This is a genomic window from Pseudocitrobacter sp. 73 (assembly GCF_008369545.1).
Classification (GTDB): Bacteria; Pseudomonadota; Gammaproteobacteria; order Enterobacterales; family Enterobacteriaceae; genus Pseudocitrobacter; species Pseudocitrobacter vendiensis.
Map to the genome: position 1 here is coordinate 335,183 of NZ_VTZO01000001.1, position 21,184 is coordinate 356,366.

Here is a 21,184-nt window from a genome sequence, read left to right on the forward strand (position 1 = left end):
AAAATGAAAATAATCGCGATTATGAATCATTTTGGCGTATTGGCAAAAGAAGCGCCTGTAGAAGAATTACATAAAAAACTCGTGTCAAAAGATTATCGTATTATCTACCCAGAAGATGTAGATGATCTCATGGAACTGGTCGAAAATAATGCAAAGGTTTGTGGTGTTATTTTTGACTGGGATACCTGGTCAGTACTCTTACCCAAAAATATTTCTGGCTTAAACGAGCAGCTGCCGATGTATGCATTTTCGAGTCAGCGCAACCCGCTCGAAATAGATGTGGATGATCTTGGCCTTAATCTTCATTTCTTCGAGTACGCCTTTGACGCCGTCGAAGAGATTGCTGCCCGTATTCAACGAGGCACTGATGCCTATTTTGACGCGATTCTTCCGCCTTTTACTAAAGCGCTATTCCGCTACGTTGACGAAGGGAAATACACGTTTTGTACGCCAGGCCATATGGGCGGAACGGCTTTCCAGCAAAGCCCCGTAGGCAGCCTGTTTTACGACTTCTTTGGCGCAAATACCATGAAGTCAGATATCTCGGTCTCCGTCTCTGAACTCGGTTCGCTTCTTGACCACTCAGGCCCACACCGCGAGGCAGAGAATTATATCGCTGATGCCTTTAACGCGGACCGTAGCTACATGGTGACAAACGGCACATCGACGGCTAATAAGATTGTAGGCATGTACGCCGCACCTGCGGGCAGCACTATTTTAGTTGACCGCAATTGCCATAAATCACTGACCCATTTAATGATTATGAGTGATGTCACGCCAATCTATTTCCGTCCAACGCGAAATGCGTGGGGGATATTAGGTGGGATACCGCGCAGTGAATTTACACGTGAAACGATTGAAGCGCGTGTAAAACAAACCCCCGGCGCCACCTGGCCGGTGCATGCAGTCATCACAAACTCCACCTATGACGGCTTGCTTTATAACACCGACTACATCAAACAGACCCTGGATGTAAAATCCATCCACTTCGATTCTGCCTGGGTACCCTATACCAACTTTAGCCCCATCTACAAAGGCCTCTGTGGTATGAGCGGCGAGCGCGTACCAGGTAAAGTGATATACGAAACGCAGTCTACACACAAATTGCTGGCCGCCTTTTCCCAGGCATCCATGATTCACATTAAAGGTGAAGTGGAAGAAGAAACCTTCAACGAAGCATTTATGATGCATACGTCCACGTCGCCACATTATGGCATCGTGGCGTCTATTGAAACTTCTGCGGCAATGATGAAAGGAAATGCGGGAAAACGGTTGATGGAAAATTCTATCCTGCGCGCCGTTCGCTTCCGTAAAGAGATTAAAAAGATTAAAGCGTCCTCCGAGAGCTGGTTCTTCGACGTCTGGCAGCCAGAAGGAGAAGCATTAGCACCATGCTGTTGGAATCTTACGCCTGGTGCAGAGTGGCATGGTTTTAAAAATATCGATGAAGGGCATATGTTCCTCGACCCCATCAAAGTCACTCTGTTAACGCCGGGAATGGATAAACAGGGCAAAATGGAAGAGCGGGGGATTCCGGCATCCATCGTGGCGAAATATCTCGATCAGCATGGCATTATTGTTGAGAAAACCGGGCCCTATAACCTGTTATTCCTCTTCAGTATTGGCATCAATAAAACCAAAGCGTTGAGCCTGCTTCGGGCACTGAATGATTTCAAACGCGACTACGATAGTAATGCGTTAGTTAAAGATATGCTGCCATCCATCTATGAGCAGCAGCCTGGTTTCTACGCAGGTATGCGTATTCAGGAACTCTCGAACGGTATTCATCAGCTTATTCGCCAGCATCAATTGCCGGAACTGATGTTCCGTGCTTTTGAGACCTTACCGACAATGGCGATGAACCCTCATGCAGCTTTCCAGAAAGAACTGCATGGTGAAATTGAGGAGGTTTATCTCGAAGCGATGATTGGCCGAGTTAGCGCAAACATGATCCTGCCTTATCCTCCTGGCGTGCCGTTAGTGATGCCTGGAGAGATGCTGACTGAAGAGAATCGCCCCACGCTCGAGTTTATTCAGATGCTTTGCGAAATTGGTGCCTGGTACCCGGGTTTCGAAACAGATATCCACGGCGTTTATCGACAGGCCGATGGGCGTTATACGGTTAAAGTGATTAAGAACATGCAGTAAGTTTGTCTGGCAACCTGCCCCTTATCTTTGAGGGGCAGGCAGAAGCATCGTGACACACTTTCAGTTATGCATTTTTCTTCTGCGATAAGAGCTAATTATGGCCCGCACCCATCGTGACGGTACGCTTCGGACATAAACCCATTACAAAATGTTACCTTCCTGCCCATAACTGAGCGTAGTCCACTAAGCTTAATCTCACGCAGCATAAAAAATGGTCAACGCCAGTGCTGCGGGGGAATGACTCCCTGATTTCACGTAATGCAATATGATGTCTAATCAACTGGAGGTCAGAAATGGCAAATCATCGTGGTGGTTCAGGTAACTTTGCTGAAGACCGGGACAGAGCATCAGAAGCAGGTCGTAAAGGTGGCCAGCATAGCGGCGGTAATTTTAAAAATGATCCGCAGCGCGCCTCCGAAGCAGGTAAAAAGGGAGGGAAAAACAGCCATGGTAGCAACCGCAACAGCTAACCTCTTACAGGGCTGAGTTAATCCGTAGCGAGTGTTTATACACTCTGTAACCCCTCTCCGCCGCCGATGGATTCGGCGGCTTTTTATTTTCACTTCACCGGGTTGAACTGTGACCTTGCTCACTGCACACTGTAAGGCTGTTTGATTTCCGGGCGGCATCATGTCTCTTTTCTCACGCTACGCATTTTCTGTTAAGCCTCAGGAAGCCATCCTGATCCTCATCACCATGTTCTGGGGCGGTACCTTTCTCGCCGTACAGTACGCCGTCACCCTCAGCGGGCCGTTCTTCTTCGTGGGCGTGCGCTTTGCGATGGCTGCGGTTGCCGTTGGGCTGCTTTGCGCCCGCTCATTGCGCGGCCTGACCCGGCTTGAACTGAAAGCGGGCGTCGTGATTGGTGTCGCCATTGCGCTGGGCTACAGCCTGCAAACCTGGGGGTTACAGTCGATTCCCAGCAGTAAATCCGCGTTTATTACCGCCATGTATGTGCCGCTAGTGCCGCTGTTGCAGTGGCTCTGTTTAGGGAGAATGCCGGGGCTGATGTCCTGCGCGGGCATCGTGCTGGCTTTCATCGGGCTGATTTTTCTTGCCGGGCCAAATGGCGATTTGCTGGCGCTCGGGCAGGGGGAGCTGATTACGCTTGCCAGCGCGGTGGCGATTGCGGCTGAAATTATTCTTATCAGCGCCTGGGCGGGGAAAGTCGATGTGCGGCGAGTCACCGTTGTGCAACTGGCGACGGCGTCGATTGTGGCATTTGCCATGATGGTACCTGCCGCTGAAAGTGTGCCACCGGTATCGCCTGGCTTGCTGATAGTGGCCCTGGGGTTGGGGATTTTCAGCGCCATTATTCAGGTGACCATGAACTGGGCGCAGCGTAGCGTGTCGCCGACGCGCGCGACGGTTATCTACACCGGTGAACCGGTATGGGCAGGGATTTTTGGCCGACTGGCTGGAGAACGCTTACCGGCGCTGGCGCTGCTGGGCGCGGCCTTTATCGTGGTTGGTGTGTTGGTCAGTGAATTGAAGTTTAAGCGTAAAAAAAAGTCACAACTGACTACGGAAGCATCACTTAATCATGAGCCGTAAGTATCACGCCTGTGTATGCCTCCCGCTTTTGCTATGCTGTGGAGGCTAATAACAGGAGAGGGCGTATGACTCAGGACGCAACAAAGAAAAGCGGAAAACGCTCGCAGGCAGTCAGTGCAAAAAAACAAGCCATTCTCTCGGCTGCGCTCAATACTTTTTCCCAGTACGGCATTCATGGCACGCGCCTTGAGCAGGTAGCTGAGCTTGCCGGCGTGTCAAAAACCAATCTGCTTTACTACTATCCGTCGAAAGAGGCGCTTTATGTCGCCGTGATGCGACAAATTCTGGCTATCTGGCTGGCGCCGTTGAAAGCGTTTCGCGAAGATCTCGCCCCGCTGGTGGCGATTAGAGAGTACATCAGGCTGAAACTGGAGGTCTCGCGCGACTATCCGCAGGCTTCGCGACTGTTCTGCCTTGAGATGCTGCAAGGCGCGCCGTTGCTGATGAACGAACTGACAGGCGATCTTAAAGCGCTGGTCGAGGCTAAATCCGCGATTATCGCCGCGTGGGTGAATGCGGGAAAACTCGCGCCGGTTGACCCGCACCACCTCATTTTTATGATTTGGGCGACAACCCAGCACTATGCGGATTTCGCCACTCAGGTGGAAGCGGTTACGGGCGCGACATTGCAGGATGAAGCCTTCTTTCAGCGCACGGTCGACAATGTGCAGCAGATGATTATCGAAGGCATTCGCGTACGTTAATTGGCATTCGCTGGCGGCAGCGGGCAGCTCAGGTCACCCTCTTCGCATTGTAAAAGGGAAGAGAGAAAGGCTTCGCGCTCGGCGGTTTTATCCGTAAGACATTGGTTGCGCACCATTGGCTGAACGCTACCGCCCTCGCTGCTGGAGCTTAGCAGTTCGCAATCGGCGTCACGGGAAGCAATCCATGCTGTCTGCGCTTTTTTCAGCTGCTCACGCTGCGGTTCCTGCGCCCGTTTTTGCGCCGCCTGATACGTCTCGTTTAGTTTTTTGTCCGCCGCCTGATACTGAGCAGCAGTGCATTGATTCAGGTCGCTCTGAGTGCTGGCGTCTTTGCATTCATCCGCCAGCGCCAGGCCGCTTGCCATCAGGGTGATCATCGCCAGCAAGGTACGTTTCATCTGTTCACTCCCTTAAAAAAGATGCCGTTGAATATAGTATGAATCATGGTCCATGTGAAAGGGGCGTTAATGCTTTGCACTCACAATTATCTCCTCCAACCAGCGTTCGCTTTTCTGATTTTTGACCCTGCCGTAGACCGCGCCAACAAAGATGGTTGATCATCATCTACTGCTAATTAAAAAATGTTCAATAACAGGGATGGCGGACGATGTCAGGCGAGGAAAATACCTTCAGGCTCGGGCTATATACATTGGCCTGGCCGATATTTATCGAACAGTTGCTGCGATTGCTGATGAACTACGTCAGCGTGTTTATGCTGGGGCATTACTCGGATGAAGCGGTAGCCGCCACCGGTGTTGCCAGTCAGATTTTGGCTATCTCGGTTATCTTTTACGGCTTTTTAACGGTGGGTGTACAAATTGTCGTGGCGCAGCTTATCGGCGCGAAAAAATTTCATCGCGTGGAGTACGTCATCACTAACGGACTGGTGGTGGCGTTTATCATTGGCGTAGTGATGAGTTTTATCTTCATCATTTTTGGAGAGGGATTCCTGCGCGCGCTGGGGTTGAGTGAACAGTTGGTCAGCGTGGGTGCACCGTTTATTCAGATTATCGGCGGCAGTTCGGTGATTATTGCGCTTTATTCCTCAGTGCTGCCGATTCTGCGTACGTATGGCTACGTGCGTCAGGCGATGGTCGTGCCGATTACCGTGAGCGTGATTAACGTGATCCTCAACTACATGTTCCTCTACGGGCCGCTCAGCTTTCTGGATATGGGCGTTACCGGCGTGGGGATCGCCAGCAGCATCGCCAACATTGTGGGGATGGCGCTTAGCGTCTGGCTGCTGAACAAGTACATTGGTTATCGATTCCGCTGGCAGAAACTGAAACAGTGCTCACGCAAAATGCTCGGTTCTATTTTGCAATATGGCCTGCCGTCCGCGGGAGAGAACTTATCCTATGCGGGTTCCCAACTGGTGGTGACCGCCATTATCGCGTTGCTAGGCACCGAAGCGCTGACCACCAAAATTTACGCCTCCAGCATCAGCCAGTTTGTGGCGCTGTTTGCCATATCGATAGGCCAGGCTTCGCAAATCATCATTGGCCGGGCAATTGGCGCGCGGGAACTGGATACCGCGTATCGCCAGGGCATCCGCAGCTGGCGAATAGGCTTGTTGATTGCCTTGCTGGTAAGTGCGCTGCTGGCGACGTTTGCCAGGCCGATTATGGCGCTGTTTACACCCAGCGAAACGATTATTGAAATGGCCAGGGTGCTGTTTATGTACTCCATTTTGCTGGAACTGGGGCGTGCCACCAATATCATCGTGATCAGCTCGTTAAACGCGACCGGGGATGTGCGTTTCCCGTTTATCTGCGGGATTATTGTGATGTGGGTTGTCAGCCTGCCGTTTTCGTATGTGCTGGGGATCTCCGCCGGGCTGGGGCTGGTGGGGGTATGGCTGGCGTACATTATTGATGAGGGCGTGAGGGCCGCGTTGATGTACCGCCGCTGGCAGAGCCGAATCTGGACGACGAAATCGCTGTTTTAATCGTCGGCGAACTGGGGTTAATAATGTATTAATAAGCCATTATTAACCCCGCCTTCTGTATTGGTTGGGTAAACTCATCGCCTGTTTTTTACCCGGTTTTGCTTGCTATGTCTTCGCTCTCCCTCCCGCAATGGTTTTTTACGTTGTGTATTCTGCTGCCTGCTGTTTCGTTTGCTGGTGCACAACATACCTCTCTCAGCTACGCCGCCCGCGAGCGGATGCAAAACCGTGCCAGGCTGCTAAAACAGTACCAGGTGCATCTAAAAAAACAGGCGAGCTACATTGTGGAAGGCAATGCCGAAAGCAGAAGGGCGCTGCGCCAGCACAACCGGGAGCAGATAAAACAGCATCCTGAATGGTTCCCTGCACCGTTGAAGTTGAGCGATAAACATTGGCAGGCGCTGGCGGAAAACAACCATTTCTTAAGCAGCGACCATCTGCATAACATCACCGAAGTAGCGATTCACCGCCTGGAGCAGCAGCTTGGTAAGCCTTACGTCTGGGGCGGCACGCGGCCTGATAAAGGCTTCGACTGCAGCGGGTTAGTTTTTTATGCCTACAACAAGATCCTCGAGGCAAAGCTCCCGCGCACGGCTAATGAGATGTATCACTACCATCGGGCAACGATTGTGGCGAATAACGACCTGCGCCGGGGAGATTTGCTGTTTTTCCATATTCACAACCGCGAAATTGCTGACCATATGGGCGTGTATCTGGGCGATGGTCAGTTTATCGAGTCACCACGCACGGGGGAAACCATTCGGATAAGCCGATTAGCCGAACCTTTCTGGCAGGATCACTTTTTGGGCGCGCGCAGGATTTTGACGGAAGAGACGATTTTGTAGGGCGGCAATACTGCGAAAAAGTTAAAGTCGTACACGTTTTTCTCCCTCGCCCCTTTGGGGAGAGGGCCGGGGTGAGGGGCTCAGCGCGCACTTTCCCCTCACCCTAACCCTCTCCCCAAAGGGGCGAGGGGACAGTCCGAGACCTTATATAGTCTCCCCCATCAACTCAACGCCCCCATAATCTTCAACTCCAGCTCGTCCGGCACTTCGTTATACGACAGCACATGCAGCCCCGGCGCAAACAACCTCGCATAACGCGCCAGCAAAGGGCGCAACTGCGGCGGCACCAGCAGCACCGGGTCTTTACCCGCCGCTTTCATTTGCTCCTTCACCTGCGGCATCGTGCTCTGGAACTGGTTGAGCATATTCGGGTCAACCGGCACGCTATCGAGCATCACTTTGCCAGCCTGTTGCGCCTGATTCACCACGTTGGTCAGCAGGTTTTCCAGCTCATTATTCAGCGTATACACCGTCAGCTCCTGCTTGCGAACGAACGGATGGGTAATGCTGCGCCGCAGTGCCAGGCGCACATCGGCCGCCAGCAGAATATGATCTTTGGTGACGGTACTACTGGCGACCAGCACGGTGGCGATGGTGACGATATCGCGCAGGGAAACGCCTTCGGTCAGCAGCGCCCGGTACACTTTCAGCAACTGGCTGTAATTCAGCGCCGCACTCAAATCCTCTGCCAGGCGCGGTGCCATCGACGACAAACGGTTATGCAACTGAGTAATATCGTCATAGTTAAACAAATCAGGAATATAGCTGCGCACAATCTTATTCACATGCGTGGCAATTACGCTGGCGCTGTCGATCACCTGATACCCCATATTCAGCGCCTTCGCCTTCTGCGCGGGCTGAATCCAGGTCACCGGCATCCCGTACGCCGGGTCGTTCCCCAGCACGCCGTCAATCTCACCGTAGGTTTCACTGGAGGGCAGGGCCATCAGTTTATCCGCCGGAATATCCGCTTCATCAGCCTTAATGCCGTTGATGAAAATGGCGTACTGGCTGGGCTTGAGGCGGAAGTTTTCGCGAATGCGGATCTCCGGCAGCAGCACGCCGTTGCCGTCGGAAATCACCTGCCGCACGCCGCGAATCCGCTGGGTGAGCGGATTACCCTGCGCTTTGTCCACCAGCGCCACCAGCTTGTAACCGAGGCTTAAACTAATGGGCTCGATCAGCGGAATGGTTTCCCAACTGACCTGTTGCTCGCTGGTTTCGGTGATGGTGCGGGTTAGCGTTTCGAGGCTTTTCTCTTCCGCCTCCGCCGCCTGCGGGCGTTTGCTCATCCGCCAGCCGGTAAAACCAAGCAGGGCGCTGAACAGCAAAAACGGCAGATGCGGCATCCCCGGCACTACCGCCAGCACAAACATAATCCCGGTGGCGGTGTAGAGCACCGACGGGCTTGCCAGCAGCTGGTGGCGCACGTCATGGGCGATATCGCCGTTGTCGCTGACACGGGTGACGATAATCGCTGCCGCGGTAGAGAGCAGCAGGGAAGGGATCTGCGCCACCAGGCCGTCGCCGATGGTCATCAGCACATACTGCTGGAAGGCGGCATCGGCGCTCAGGTTGTATTTGAAGATCCCGATACAGACGCCGCCAATCAGGTTGATCGCCAGAATCATCATCCCGGCGATGGCATCCCCGCGCACAAACTTCGACGCCCCGTCCATCGCGCCGTAGAAATCGGCCTCGCTGGCAACATCTTTACGCCGGGTCTGCGCCTGCGCCTGATTGATCAATCCGGCGTTAAGATCGGCGTCAATCGCCATCTGTTTGCCGGGCATCGCGTCCAGGGTAAAGCGGGCAGAAACCTCAGAAATACGCTCGGCCCCTTTGGTGACGACGATAAAGTTGATTGTCAACAGCGTCAGTAAATCCGAGCGTGAAAGCATTATCGCCGCGCTGCACGGGCAGTCGATTTTCAATGGCGGCGGGCTGTCGCCGTTAAATAAAATCAGCCCGACGCATCCGCCGAAACCTGCCACCGTGGCGGTGCCGGAAGAGACGGAGAAAAAAGCCCGCGACGTCAACGAGAAAACGGCGCTACTGAAAAAGAAGTCCGCCACTGAGCTTGGCGAGCTGGCGACCAGTATCAACACCATCGCCCGCGATGCGCATATGGAAGCCAATCTGGAGATGGAGATTGTTCCGCAGGGATTACGCGTGCTGATTAAAGATGACCAGAACCGCAATATGTTTGAACGCGGCAGCGCGAAGATTATGCCGTTCTTTAAAACGCTGCTGGTGGAACTCGCGCCGGTATTCGACTCGCTCGACAACAAAATTATTATTACCGGGCATACCGATGCGATGGCCTATAAAAGCAATATCTACAACAACTGGAACCTTTCGGGTGACCGCGCGCTTTCGGCTCGTCGGGTGCTGGAAGAGGCCGGGATGCCGGAAGATAAAGTGATGCAGGTAAGCGCGATGGCGGACCAGATGCTGCTGGATGCCAAAAATCCGCAAAGCGCGGGTAACCGGCGCATTGAGATTATGGTGCTCACCAAAAGCGCGTCCGATACGTTGTATCAATATTTTGGTCAGCATGGGGATAAGGTGGTGCAGCCGTTGGTGAAAAAGCTGGATAAGCGGGAGGAGAAGAGGGGGTAATGGTGCACGCTGTGCCCCTCACCCCGACCCTCTCCCGTAGGGAGAGGGAGAAAACCGCGTAGATTTTACCTTTGGTGCGGTCGGTCCCCTCTCCCATAAGGAGAGGGAAAAACCGTACATTCTTAACCTCTGGCGCGGTCAGTTCCCTCTCCCTTGAGGGAGAGGGTTAGGGTGAGGGGGAAAATACCGCACCAACTTAACCAATCGTCATCAGACTCGCATTCCCACCCGCCGCCGCGGTGTTCACACTCAGCGAACGTTCGTGATACAGGCGTTCCAGCAGCAGATTCGTTTCGCCGCGCGCAAAGCCCTGCACTGAAACAATCGCGCCGTCGCGGGCCGCAACCTGTTCACACAGTTTGCGCAGTTGATCGGAATCGCCGTGGTAAATCACCGCATCGAAGAACTGGCTCATAAGCACATCCGCTTTGGCGAAGCGAATACGCTCGCTCACCTCTTTCGGCAGCTTTTTCGCCAGTTCGCGCTGGAGTGGGGCATCCGGCCACAGCACTTCGCTACCGACAGCCATGACGGCCGCCAGTTGGGTCAGCGCATCCTGCTCGTCATCGGCGACGCAAAGTACGCGCTCGCGCGGCATCAGCGTCCAGGTGTTACGTTCACCGGTCGGGCCCGGCAGCACGCGCTGGGTTCCGGCTTGCGCCAGTTCGCCATACTGCTGGCACAGCGCGCTCAGCGAGGCGTTACCGTTGCCCCAGTTCTTCAGCGCGGTGAGCGGTTTTTCCAGCAGCGCTTTCAATTGTGCATCTACCGGATATTCCGCGTCATGACGTGCGAGCGTCGTGCCCAACGCCGTTTCCGGGCGGCTGGTCAGCAGGCGATAGAGATAGAGCGGGCCGCCCGCTTTCGGGCCGGTGCCGGATAACCCTTCACCACCGAAAGGTTGCACGCCTACCACTGCGCCGACCATGTTACGGTTGACGTACAGGTTGCCGACCTTCGCGCTACCCGTAACCTGTGCGATGGTTTCGTCGATGCGCGTATGCACGCCCAGCGTCAAACCGTAGCCAGAGGCGTTAATTTGCTCAATCAGTTTGTCCAGGTTATTGCGGTTGTAACGCACCACGTGCAGTACCGGGCCGAACACTTCTTTCTTCAGTTCATCAAAACTTTCCAGCTCAATAAGCGTCGGGGCAACAAAGGTACCGGACTGCCATTCGCGCGCGTCCTCGCTGTTTTCGCGTGCCGCCTGGAAGACGGTGCGGCCTTTGGCGCGCATTGCCTGAATGTGGCGTTCGATATTGGTTTTGGCTTCGTCATCAATCACCGGGCCGATGTCGGTGGTCAGACGGCCTGGGTTGCCCATGCGGCATTCACTCATCGCACCGCGCAGCATAGTGAGGGTGTGATCGGCGATATCGTCCTGCAGGCAGAGTACACGCAGGGCGGAACAACGCTGGCCCGCACTGTCGAAGGCGGAGGCGACGACATCCACAACAACCTGCTCGGTGAGTGCGGAAGAGTCGACGATCATCGCGTTCATCCCGCCCGTCTCGGCGATAAGCGGCGTCGGGCGACCCTGTGCATCCAGGCGGGTGGCGATGTTGCGTTGCAGCAGGGTAGCGACTTCCGTCGAGCCAGTGAACATCACGCCACGTACACGGTTGTCAGAGGTGAGTTGTGCGCCCACGGTTTCGCCACGGCCCGGTAGCAGTTGCACCACGCCAGGCGGTACGCCGGCTTCCAGCAGAATGGCAATGCCCTGTGCGGCAATCAGCGGCGTTTGCTCGGCGGGTTTTGCCAGTACGCTGTTCCCCGCGGCGAGAGCGGCGGCAATTTGCCCGGTAAAGATCGCCAGCGGGAAGTTCCACGGGCTGATACACACCACAGGGCCGAGCGGGCGGTGAGTTTCGTTATCGAAATCATGACGTACCTGACCGGCGTAATAGTGCAGGAAATCGACCGCTTCGCGCACTTCGGCAATCGCGTTGCTGAAGGTTTTCCCGGCTTCACGCACCAGAATGCCAATTAACTGCTGCATCTGGCCTTCCATCAACACGGCGGCGCGCTCCAGAATGGCGGCACGTTCCTGCGGCGGCGTGGCAAACCAGATGGGCGCATTGTTCACCGCGCTGGTCAGCGCTTGTTCCACTTCGTTTTCGCTGGCTTCGCGCACGTAGCCAACGATATCTTTCGGCTCCGCCGGGTTAAGCAGCGGCGTCATTTCACCTTCGACGACCGGGTGTTCCAGCATCGGCAGGGCACGCCATTTCTGCAACGCACTGTTCAGCAGCGAAGAAGAGAGCGAGGCCAGTCGGTGTTCGTTAGCGAGATCGAGGCCTGCCGAGTTGGCGCGGTCTTTTCCATAGAGATCGCGCGGCAGGGGAATTTTCGGATGCGGCAGCCCCGCAGCACCTTCCTGAATGGCCATTTTCTCAACGGCTTCAACCGGATCGGCCACCAGTTCATCAAGCGGTAGCGTGGTATCGGCGATACGGTTAACGAAGGAGGTGTTAGCACCGTTTTCCAGCAGACGACGCACCAGATACGCCAGCAGCGTTTCATGCGTACCCACCGGGGCGTAAATACGGCACGGACGGTTTAATTTGCCGTCAGCGACTTTACCCACCACTTGTTCGTACAGCGGTTCACCCATGCCGTGCAGGCACTGGAACTCATACTGACCCGGATAGTAGTTCTGCCCGGCCAGTTGATAAATGGCCGCCAGCGTGTGGGCGTTGTGGGTGGCGAACTGCGGATAAATCAGGTTTGGCGCACCCAGCAGTTTCTTCGCACAGGCGAGGTAAGAGACGTCGGTGTACACCTTGCGGGTATAAACCGGGTAACCTTCCAGTCCGTCCATTTGCGCACGTTTGATTTCGCTGTCCCAGTATGCGCCTTTCACCAGACGAATCATCAGGCGACGACGGCTGCGGGTGGCGAGGTCAATCAGGTAATCAATGACGAACGGGCAGCGTTTCTGATACGCCTGAATAACAAAGCCAATGCCGTTCCAGCCCGCCAGTTCTGGCTCGAAGCACAGTTTTTCCAGCAGGTCGAGTGAGATCTCCAGACGGTCCGCTTCTTCAGCGTCGATGTTAATGCCGATATCGTACTGGCGCGCCAGCAACGTCAGCGATTTCAGGCGCGGATAGAGTTCGTCCATCACACGATCATATTGTGCGCGGCTGTAGCGCGGGTGCAGGGCGGAAAGCTTAATCGAGATGCCCGGACCTTCATAAATGCCGCGCCCGTTAGAGGCTTTACCAATCGCATGGATCGCCTGTTGATAAGAGACCATATAGGCTTGCGCATCGGCGGCGGTCAGCGCCGCTTCGCCCAGCATGTCATAAGAGTAGCGGAACCCTTTCTCTTCCAGTTTACGCGCATTGGCCAGCGCTTCGGCAATGGTTTCCCCGGTGACGAACTGCTCGCCCATCAGGCGCATCGCCATATCCACGCCCTTGCGGATCAGCGGTTCGCCGCTTTTACCGATAATGCGGTTGAGCGAGCGAGAAAGGCTGGCTTCATTGTGCGTAGAGACCAGTTTACCGGTAAACAACAGGCCCCAGGTCGCCGCGTTGACAAACAGCGAGGGGCTACGGCCAATATGCGACTGCCAGTTGCCGTTGCTGATTTTGTCGCGGATCAGCGCGTCACGCGTCGCTTTATCCGGAATACGCAGCAGCGCTTCGGCCAGACACATCAGCGCCACGCCTTCCTGAGAGGAGAGGGAAAACTCCTGCAACAGGCTCTGCACCATGCCCGCGCGTCCGCTGGCGGTTTTTTGATTACGCAGCTTTTCTGCCAGTTTCCATGCCAGCTGGTGAGCCTGAGCGGCGATATTTTCCGGCAGACGCGCCTGCTCCATTAACATGGGAACCGCATCGGTTTCGCTGCGGCGCCAGGCGGCAGTGATGGCTGCACGACTCACGGACTGCGGCAGGATCTGTTCGGCGAACTCAAGGAACGGCTGGTGTGACTCTTCCTGGGCGGTGACGATTTCATCACTTTCATTAGCAGCCCCGGCGAGCAGTGCCGGCAATTCCGGCAAGACTTCATCGTTTTCCAGCTTTTCCAGATAATTAAAGATTGCCTGTTTAATTAACCAGTGTGGGGTGCGATCAATTCGTGTGGCCGCACTTTTAATTCGCTCGCGCGTGGCTTCATCCAGCTTAACACCCATGGTGGTGGTGCCCATGCCATCTACTCCTGTTGTTTTGTCGTCATATTTTAGGCGTAGCAAGAATATCTACCATGTTGCAACTTTGTGCAACCGTGTTAAATGTGACATCAATTGCAACCTGAGAAATGAATTTATTGTTAAAAGAAAAAGTGATGGTATGGAATGTAATCGATGTATCCGAAAGCTTGATTTTGAGGGCTAGTTAACAGTTCTAAAGGGTGCAACCCTAAAAAGCGTGAGGGAGTGCAACCTATAGGAAAATGGTATTACGACAGGGATGCATTCGATGTGAATGCAGTGTTAAATCGTTTGTGAAAAAACTTCGCTTCCGTCAGGATACGGTCGCCTGAATAACAGAACAGGCCTTTACCTCGTTCCGGTAAGGGAATAACGACAAGTCGGATTGGGTCGACGAATAAATCTGGAGAGTTTTAATGAATATAAGCACACCGATGCTGGTGACTTTTTTTGTCTATATCTTTGGCATGATATTAATTGGGTTTTTCGCCTGGCGATCGACGAAAAACTTCGATGATTATATCCTCGGGGGACGAAGTCTTGGGCCATTTGTGACCGCGCTTTCTGCGGGCGCGTCGGATATGAGCGGCTGGCTGCTGATGGGCCTGCCAGGTGCGATTTTTATCGCCGGTATCTCGGAAAGCTGGATTGCTATCGGCCTGACCGTCGGCGCATGGATCAACTGGAAACTGGTGGCGGGGCGTTTACGTGTCCACACCGAGGCCAACAATAATGCGCTAACGCTGCCGGATTACTTTACCGGACGTTTCGAAGATAAGAGCCGCGTGCTGCGTATTATCTCCGCGCTGGTGATTCTGCTGTTCTTCACCATCTATTGTGCGTCTGGCATTGTGGCAGGGGCGCGTCTGTTCGAAAGCACCTTCGGCATGAGTTATGAAACGGCGCTGTGGGCCGGTGCTGCCGCGACCATCATTTACACCTTTATCGGCGGCTTCCTGGCCGTGAGCTGGACCGACACCGTACAGGCCAGCCTGATGATTTTCGCGCTGATCCTGACACCAGTAATGGTTATCCTCGCCGTGGGCGGCCTGGATGATTCGATTGAAGTTATCAAGCAAAAGAGCATTGAGAATATCGATATGCTCAAAGGACTGAACTTTGTCGCCATCATTTCCCTGATGGGCTGGGGGCTTGGTTACTTCGGTCAGCCGCACATTCTCGCGCGTTTCATGGCGGCAGATTCCCACCACAGCATCGTGCATGCGCGTCGTATCAGTATGACCTGGATGATCCTGTGTCTGGCGGGTGCGGTCGCGGTTGGCTTCTTTGGTATCGCCTACTTCCAGAATAACCCGGCAGTTGCGGGCCCGGTCAGCCAGAACGCCGAACGCGTGTTTATCGAACTGGCGCAAATCCTGTTTAATCCGTGGATTGCCGGTATTCTGCTTTCTGCAATCCTGGCGGCGGTGATGTCGACCCTGAGCTGCCAGTTGCTGGTGTGCTCCAGCGCGATTACCGAAGATCTGTACAAAGCGTTCCTGCGTAAAAATGCCAGCCAGAAAGAGCTGGTGTGGGTAGGGCGTTTGATGGTGCTGGTGGTGGCGCTGGTGGCGATTGCGCTGGCAGCAAACCCGGAAAACCGCGTGCTTGGCCTTGTAAGCTATGCCTGGGCTGGTTTTGGTGCAGCGTTTGGCCCGGTGGTGCTGTTCTCGGTACTGTGGTCACGTATGACACGTAACGGTGCGCTGGCGGGGATGATTATCGGTGCGGTAACCGTGATCGTCTGGAAACATTTCGAGCTGCTGGGTCTGTACGAAATCATTCCGGGCTTTATCTTCGGTAGTCTGGGTATTGTTATCTTCAGCCTGCTGGATAAAGCACCGTCTGCGGCAATGCGTAAACGCTTCGAAGAAGCCGACGCACATTACCATTCTGCACCGCCGCCGCGTTTACAGGCGGAGTAAACACGTTGCCGGATGCGCTGCGCTTATCCGGCCTACAGGAGAATTTGTAGGCCGGATAAGGCGTTAGCCGCATCCGGCATTTTATCATCCGAATTTTCCCGCCAGCACATCTTACTGCTTTTACATTTGCTTATCATTTCCGACATATTTCACTTGAATTTCGTCTTTGCGTAATGATAATCGCTATCACTCACATTTACTTTTCTTTGCATGTGTTGACTGCGATTCACATTTAAGGACGTTCGTATGTTTGTGCCTTTCCTGATTATGCTGCGCGAAGGATTAGAAGCCGCGCTGATTGTTAGCCTTATCGCCAGCTATTTGAAACGCACACAGCGTGGCGACCTGATAGGTGTTATGTGGATTGGCGTATTTCTGGCCGCGGGGCTTTGTCTTGGGCTGGGCATCTTTATCAACGAAACCACCGGCGAGTTCCCACAAAAAGAACAAGAACTGTTTGAAGGGATCGTGGCGGTCATTGCTGTCGTTATCCTCACGTGGATGGTGTTCTGGATGCGCAAAGTGTCGCGCAACGTAAAACAGCAACTGGAGCAGGCGGTGGATAACGCGCTGGCGCGGGGCAATCACCACGGCTGGGCGCTGGTGATGATGGTCTTTTTCGCCGTGGCGCGTGAAGGGCTGGAATCGGTGTTCTTTCTGCTGGCGGCATTCCAGCAGGATCTCGGTATCTGGCCACCGCTGGGCGCGGTGCTGGGGCTGGCGACCGCCGTCGTGCTGGGCTTCCTGCTCTACTGGGGCGGCATTCGCCTGAACCTTGGTGCGTTCTTCAAATGGACCAGCCTGTTTATTTTACTGGTTGCCGCAGGGCTTGCCGCCGGGGCTATTCGCGCGTTCCACGAAGCCGGGCTGTGGAACCACTTCCAGGATGTCGCGTTTGATTTCAGCGGCACGCTCACCACCCACTCACTGTTTGGCACATTAATGGAAGGCATTTTTGGCTACCAGGAAGCGCCAAGCGTCAGTGAAGTGGCGGTCTGGTTACTCTATTTACTGCCTGCGCTGGCGCTCTTTTTCTGGCCAGCGCGCGCGCCGAATGCAGCATCACGTATCGCCCCGTAAGGCAAATGGCTTTTACTCATTGAAAGGGATGGACCATGAACACTATTTTTCGCCGTAGCGTGCTTGCCGCGCTGTGCTCTCTCGCATTCTCTGCGCAGGCTGCTGACATTCCGAAGGTCAATGTCACGGTAAACGACAAACAGTGTGAGCCGATGACGCTCACCGTCAATGCCGGTAAAACACAGTTTATCATTCAGAACCATAGCCAGAAGGCGCTGGAGTGGGAGATCCTCAAGGGCGTGATGGTGGTGGAAGAGCGTGAAAATATCGCGCCGGGCTTTACGCAAAAAATGACCGCCAACCTGCAACCGGGTGAATATGAGATGACCTGCGGTCTGCTGACCAACCCGAAAGGCAAGCTGATTGTTAAAGGTGAAGCCACGAAGGATGCAGCGAAAGCCGATGCGGTTTTAAGCCTGGGCGAGGCGATTACCGCCTATAAAAGCTATGTGACGGCACAGACCGCAGAGCTGGTCAAAGCCACTAAAGCCTTTACCGATGCGGTGAAAGCGGGGGATATCGAAAAAGCGAAATCCCTGTACGCACCTACGCGTCAGTACTACGAACGTATTGAACCTATTGCAGAGCTGTTCTCTGACCTCGACGGCAGTATTGATGCCCGTGAAGATGATTATGAGCAGAAAGCCGCTGACCCGAAATTCACCGGCTTCCACCGTCTTGAGAAGGCACTCTTTGGCGACAACAGCACCAAAGGAATGGATAAGTATGCCGAACAGCTTTACAGCGATGTGGTTGACCTGCAAAAGCGTATTGCAGAATTGGCCTTCCCGCCGTCAAAAGTGGTCGGCGGTGCTGCCGGGCTGATTGAAGAAGTGGCCGCCAGCAAAATCAGCGGCGAGGAAGATCGTTACAGCCATACCGACCTGTGGGATTTCCAGGCCAACATTGATGGCGCGCAGAAGATTGTTGATCTGCTGCGCCCACAACTGCAAAAAGAGAACAGTGCGCTGCTGGTGAAAGTGGATGCCAACTTTAAGAAAGTCGATGCGATCCTCGCCAAATATCGCACCAAAGACGGTTTTGAGACCTACGACAAACTGACCGATGCGGATCGCAACGCGTTGAAGGGGCCAATCACCACTCTGGCGGAAGATTTAGCGCAGCTACGCGGGATTTTGGGGCTGGATTAAGCATCATGGCAGAGCAACATAAAACCGGCGTGAATGAACCTTCACGCCGTCGCTGGCTGAAGGGCGTAGGCGCGCTGGCGCTGGCGGCAGGTTGCCCGGTGGCGCACGGTGCGAAAGCCGTTGCGCCAGCGGTGACCGGGCGCGATGAGAAACAGCCTTTTTATGGCGTGCATCAGGCGGGCGTGCTAACACCGCAGCAGGCATCGATGATGCTGGTGGCGTTTGACGTGCTGGCCTCCGATCGCGCTGACCTGCAACGTTTGATGCGTCTGCTGACCACGCGGATTGCCTTCCTCTCTGAGGGGGGACCGGCGCCAGAGACGCCAAATCCGCGTTTGCCGCCGATGGATTCCGGTATTCTTGGGGCGTGGATTGCCCCGGATAACCTGACCATGACCGTATCGGTCGGGCAGTCACTGTTTGATGAGCGCTTCGGGCTGGCAGCGCATGCGCCGAAAAAGCTGCAAAAAATGACGCGCTTTCCGAATGATTCATTGGATGCGGCGTTATGCCACGGTGACCTGTTGCTGCAAATCTGCGCCAATACGCAGGACACGGTGATCCACGCTCTGCGCGACATCATCAAGCACACGCCGGATCTGCTGAGCGTGCGCTGGAAGCGGGAAGGGTTTATCTCTGACCACGCCGCACGCAGTAAAGGTAAAGAGACACCGGTTAACCTGCTGGGGTTTAAAGATGGTACCGCGAACCCGGATAGCAGCGATAACACACTGATGGACAACGTGGTGTGGGTGACAAAGGATCAACAGGAACCCGCGTGGGCAGCGGGGGGCTCGTATCAGGCGGTGCGCATCATTCAGTTCCACGTCGAGTTCTGGGATCGAACGCCACTCAAAGAACAGCAGACTATTTTTGGCCGCGATAAGCAGAGTGGTGCGCCGCTCGGTATGCAGCATGAGCATGATGTACCCGATTATAGTCGCGACCCGGACGGTGAGGTGATTGCGCTGGATAGTCATATCCGGCTGGCTAACCCGCGTACCACTGAAACACAGTCCAGCCTGATGATGCGTCGGGGATACAGCTATTCTCTCGGCGTGACCAATTCGGGGCAACTGGATATGGGGCTGTTATTTGTCTGCTATCAGCACGATCTGGAAAAGGGATTTCTCACGGTACAGAAACGGCTGAATGGTGAAGCGCTTGAGGAGTATGTTAAACCCATCGGCGGCGGCTACTTCTTCGTGCTGCCGGGTGTGCCGTCATCGGCATCCTATCTTGGGCAAACGTTACTTGAAGCCTGAACCATGCCAAACTTGCCTGATGGCGCTGCGCTTATCAGGCCTACAAAATGCCTGCAAAAATTTGTAGGCCGGATAAGGTGTTTACGCCACATCCGGCATTAACCAGGCGCACGTTGTCAATAATCTGAAAAACACCTACCTCTTTGGGTAGGTGGTGTATCCACTTTTTTTTCTTGTTTCTATCCCATTGATATAATTCTGTAATATAAATAGAAGAGACTGTCTGTGAACGTATGGGGTCTAATTTGTTACTTTTAGGTAAAATTTAAATTGCATTCTTAATTATTTATGATGTATTTAATAAGTAGTAGCGGTAGTTCCCGGTTGTGATGTAGCTCACTATGGAGATCGCGAATGGTAGCGTCCTTTATCGGACAAGGTAAAAACAGTCACCGCACCACTCCGCGCGGAGGTTCAGCTTCCGGCAGCGATTTCGTCACCTCAAAAATCTCTCACTCTGAAACCAACACTCTCTTACCCGATGTGGAACGCGATGCGCGTAGTCGTGCTTTCACGTCAGTTCGACAGGCAAGCAATGGCTTACAAGGAAGCCAAACCTCAGACGTTCGTGCGCATAATCGTGCTGCCAACGGCACGTGTGATGTAAACCTACAACTCAAGGTGCTATCCATGGGAAGACAAAAAGCAGTGACTAAAGCTCGTCGTGAAGCAAAACGTGTGCTGAGACGGGATTCACGCAGCCATAAACAGCGTGAAGAAGAATCGGTCACCTCGCTTGTGCAGATGAGTGGCGTGGAATCTATCGGCATGGCGCGGGACAGCCGCGATAATTCGCCGATTAAGGCCCGCAATGACGCTCAGGCGCATTATTTGAATGCGATTGAAAGCAAACAGCTGATCTTCGCCACCGGCGAAGCAGGCTGCGGGAAAACCTGGATAAGTGCGGCAAAAGCGGCTGAAGCTCTGATTCATAAGGATGTGGAGAGGATAATCGTTACCCGTCCGGTGTTGCAGGCCGATGAAGACCTCGGCTTCTTGCCTGGCGATATCTCTGAGAAGTTCGCGCCTTACTTCCGGCCCGTTTATGACGTGCTGGTGAGACGGTTAGGGGCGTCCTTTATGCAGTACTGCCTGCGCCCGGAAATCGGCAAGGTGGAAATCGCGCCGTTCGCCTATATGCGCGGACGTACATTTGAAAATGCGGTGGTCATTCTCGACGAGGCCCAGAACGTCACCGCTGCGCAAATGAAGATGTTTTTGACGCGCCTCGGGGAAAACGTGACGGTTATCGTCAACGGCGATATCACCCAGTGTGATTTGCCGCGCGGCGTATTATCGGGGTTAAGCGATGCGCTTGAACGTTTTGACGAAGATGAGATGGTTGGGGTGGTGCGCTTTACCAAAGAGGATTGCGTGCGCTCGGCGCTGTGCCAGCGAACGCTGAAAGCGTATTACTGATGCGGTGAGGTTTGTGGCAAAGCCCGGGTAACCGGGCTTTGGTGTTTTTGGGTGTGGTGCGGTATTTGTTCCCTCACCCTAACCCTCTCCCTCAAGGGAGAGGGGACCGTCCGTGCCAATGGTTAGGGTTGTGCGGTTTTCTCCCTCTCCCCGTGGGAGAGGGATGGGGTGAGGGAAGCACACAGCGCCGAAGCAACAGGCAAAAAAAGCCCGTACTTTCGTACGAGCTTTTCTTAGAATATGGCGGTGAGGCGGGGATTGACTCGCTGCGCTCGCCCTGCGGGCAGCCCGTTCACTGCGTTCGCGGTCTGTCCAACTGGCTACGCCAGTTGTCGAATCCGGGTCCGGGCTTCTCACCCCG

Annotated in this window: 14 protein-coding genes and 1 pseudogene; 12 read left to right on the top strand and 3 right to left on the bottom strand. The window is 54.3% G+C overall.

All coding sequences use genetic code 11. The annotated features are described in order from the left end of the window. Window positions 1–3 precede the first annotated feature (3 nt). The 4 genes from cadA (at window position 4) to rutR (ending at window position 4,406) form a co-directional block, all read left to right on the top strand. The gene (gene cadA / locus F0Q32_RS01455) at window positions 4–2,148 is read left to right on the top strand and encodes a lysine decarboxylase (protein WP_149461650.1); all 2,145 of its coding nucleotides are present in this window, start codon (window positions 4–6) and stop codon (window positions 2,146–2,148) included. Window positions 2,149–2,441: 293 nt separating this feature from the next. Then, a complete protein-coding gene (locus F0Q32_RS01460) occupies window positions 2,442–2,618 on the top strand; it encodes a general stress protein (protein WP_015964929.1) in 177 nt (58 codons plus the stop codon). A 160-nt stretch (window positions 2,619–2,778) separates the two neighbouring features. Beyond that, complete coding sequence (locus F0Q32_RS01465) at window positions 2,779–3,702, top strand: DMT family transporter (protein WP_149461651.1); 924 nt, start codon at window positions 2,779–2,781, stop codon at window positions 3,700–3,702. A 65-nt stretch (window positions 3,703–3,767) separates the two neighbouring features. After that, window positions 3,768–4,406: an HTH-type transcriptional regulator RutR gene (rutR, locus tag F0Q32_RS01470; protein WP_149461652.1), complete on the top strand. Its 639-nt coding sequence runs from the start codon at window positions 3,768–3,770 to the stop codon at window positions 4,404–4,406. Here rutR and F0Q32_RS01475 read toward each other — a convergent pair. Then, window positions 4,403–4,804: a lysozyme inhibitor LprI family protein gene (locus F0Q32_RS01475; RefSeq protein ID WP_149461653.1), complete on the bottom strand. Its 402-nt coding sequence runs from the start codon at window positions 4,802–4,804 to the stop codon at window positions 4,403–4,405. The genes rutR and F0Q32_RS01475 overlap by 4 nt on opposite strands. 209 nt (window positions 4,805–5,013) lie before the next feature. On the opposite strand from F0Q32_RS01475, the gene F0Q32_RS01480 reads away from it, so the two are divergent. Next, window positions 5,014–6,354 (top strand): MATE family efflux transporter, encoded by a 1,341-nt coding sequence (locus F0Q32_RS01480; RefSeq protein WP_149461654.1) that lies wholly within the window; start codon window positions 5,014–5,016, stop codon window positions 6,352–6,354. A gap of 107 nt (window positions 6,355–6,461) precedes the next feature. After that, window positions 6,462–7,199 carry a C40 family peptidase gene (locus F0Q32_RS01485; RefSeq protein WP_149461655.1) on the top strand — a complete coding sequence of 246 codons (738 nt, stop codon included), beginning with the start codon at window positions 6,462–6,464 and terminating at the stop codon, window positions 7,197–7,199. A gap of 161 nt (window positions 7,200–7,360) precedes the next feature. Here the strand turns inward: F0Q32_RS01485 and F0Q32_RS01490 are convergent. Further along, window positions 7,361–9,079: pseudogene (locus F0Q32_RS01490) on the bottom strand (flagellar biosynthesis protein FlhA); the annotation flags it as partial. On the opposite strand from F0Q32_RS01490, the gene lafU reads away from it, so the two are divergent. Further along, on the top strand, window positions 9,045–9,821 hold the full coding sequence (gene lafU / locus F0Q32_RS01495) for a putative lateral flagellar export/assembly protein LafU (protein ID WP_188016808.1): 777 nt from the start codon (window positions 9,045–9,047) through the stop codon (window positions 9,819–9,821). The pseudogene F0Q32_RS01490 and the gene lafU sit on opposite strands and share 35 nt — an antisense overlap. 196 nt (window positions 9,822–10,017) lie before the next feature. On the opposite strand, the gene putA is transcribed toward lafU, so the two are convergent. Then, entirely contained in the window at window positions 10,018–13,980 is a 3,963-nt protein-coding gene (gene putA / locus F0Q32_RS01500) for a trifunctional transcriptional regulator/proline dehydrogenase/L-glutamate gamma-semialdehyde dehydrogenase (RefSeq protein WP_149461656.1), read from the bottom strand. Window positions 13,981–14,399: 419 nt separating this feature from the next. On the opposite strand from putA, the gene putP reads away from it, so the two are divergent. From putP to phoH, 5 genes are all read left to right on the top strand, one after another. Further along, on the top strand, window positions 14,400–15,908 hold the full coding sequence (gene putP / locus F0Q32_RS01505; protein WP_149461657.1) for a sodium/proline symporter PutP: 1,509 nt from the start codon (window positions 14,400–14,402) through the stop codon (window positions 15,906–15,908). Between the two features lie 246 nt (window positions 15,909–16,154). Next, window positions 16,155–16,988 (top strand): iron uptake transporter permease EfeU, encoded by an 834-nt coding sequence (efeU, locus tag F0Q32_RS01510; RefSeq protein WP_149461658.1) that lies wholly within the window; start codon window positions 16,155–16,157, stop codon window positions 16,986–16,988. A gap of 35 nt (window positions 16,989–17,023) precedes the next feature. Next, complete coding sequence (gene efeO, locus F0Q32_RS01515) at window positions 17,024–18,139, top strand: iron uptake system protein EfeO (protein WP_149461659.1); 1,116 nt, start codon at window positions 17,024–17,026, stop codon at window positions 18,137–18,139. 5 nt (window positions 18,140–18,144) lie between these two features. Further along, entirely contained in the window at window positions 18,145–19,404 is a 1,260-nt protein-coding gene (gene efeB / locus F0Q32_RS01520; RefSeq protein WP_149461660.1) for an iron uptake transporter deferrochelatase/peroxidase subunit, read from the top strand. Window positions 19,405–20,034: 630 nt separating this feature from the next. Then, window positions 20,035–20,823 carry a phosphate starvation-inducible protein PhoH gene (gene phoH / locus F0Q32_RS01525; protein WP_188016809.1) on the top strand — a complete coding sequence of 263 codons (789 nt, stop codon included), beginning with the start codon at window positions 20,035–20,037 and terminating at the stop codon, window positions 20,821–20,823. Window positions 20,824–21,184: the final 361 nt, after the last annotated feature.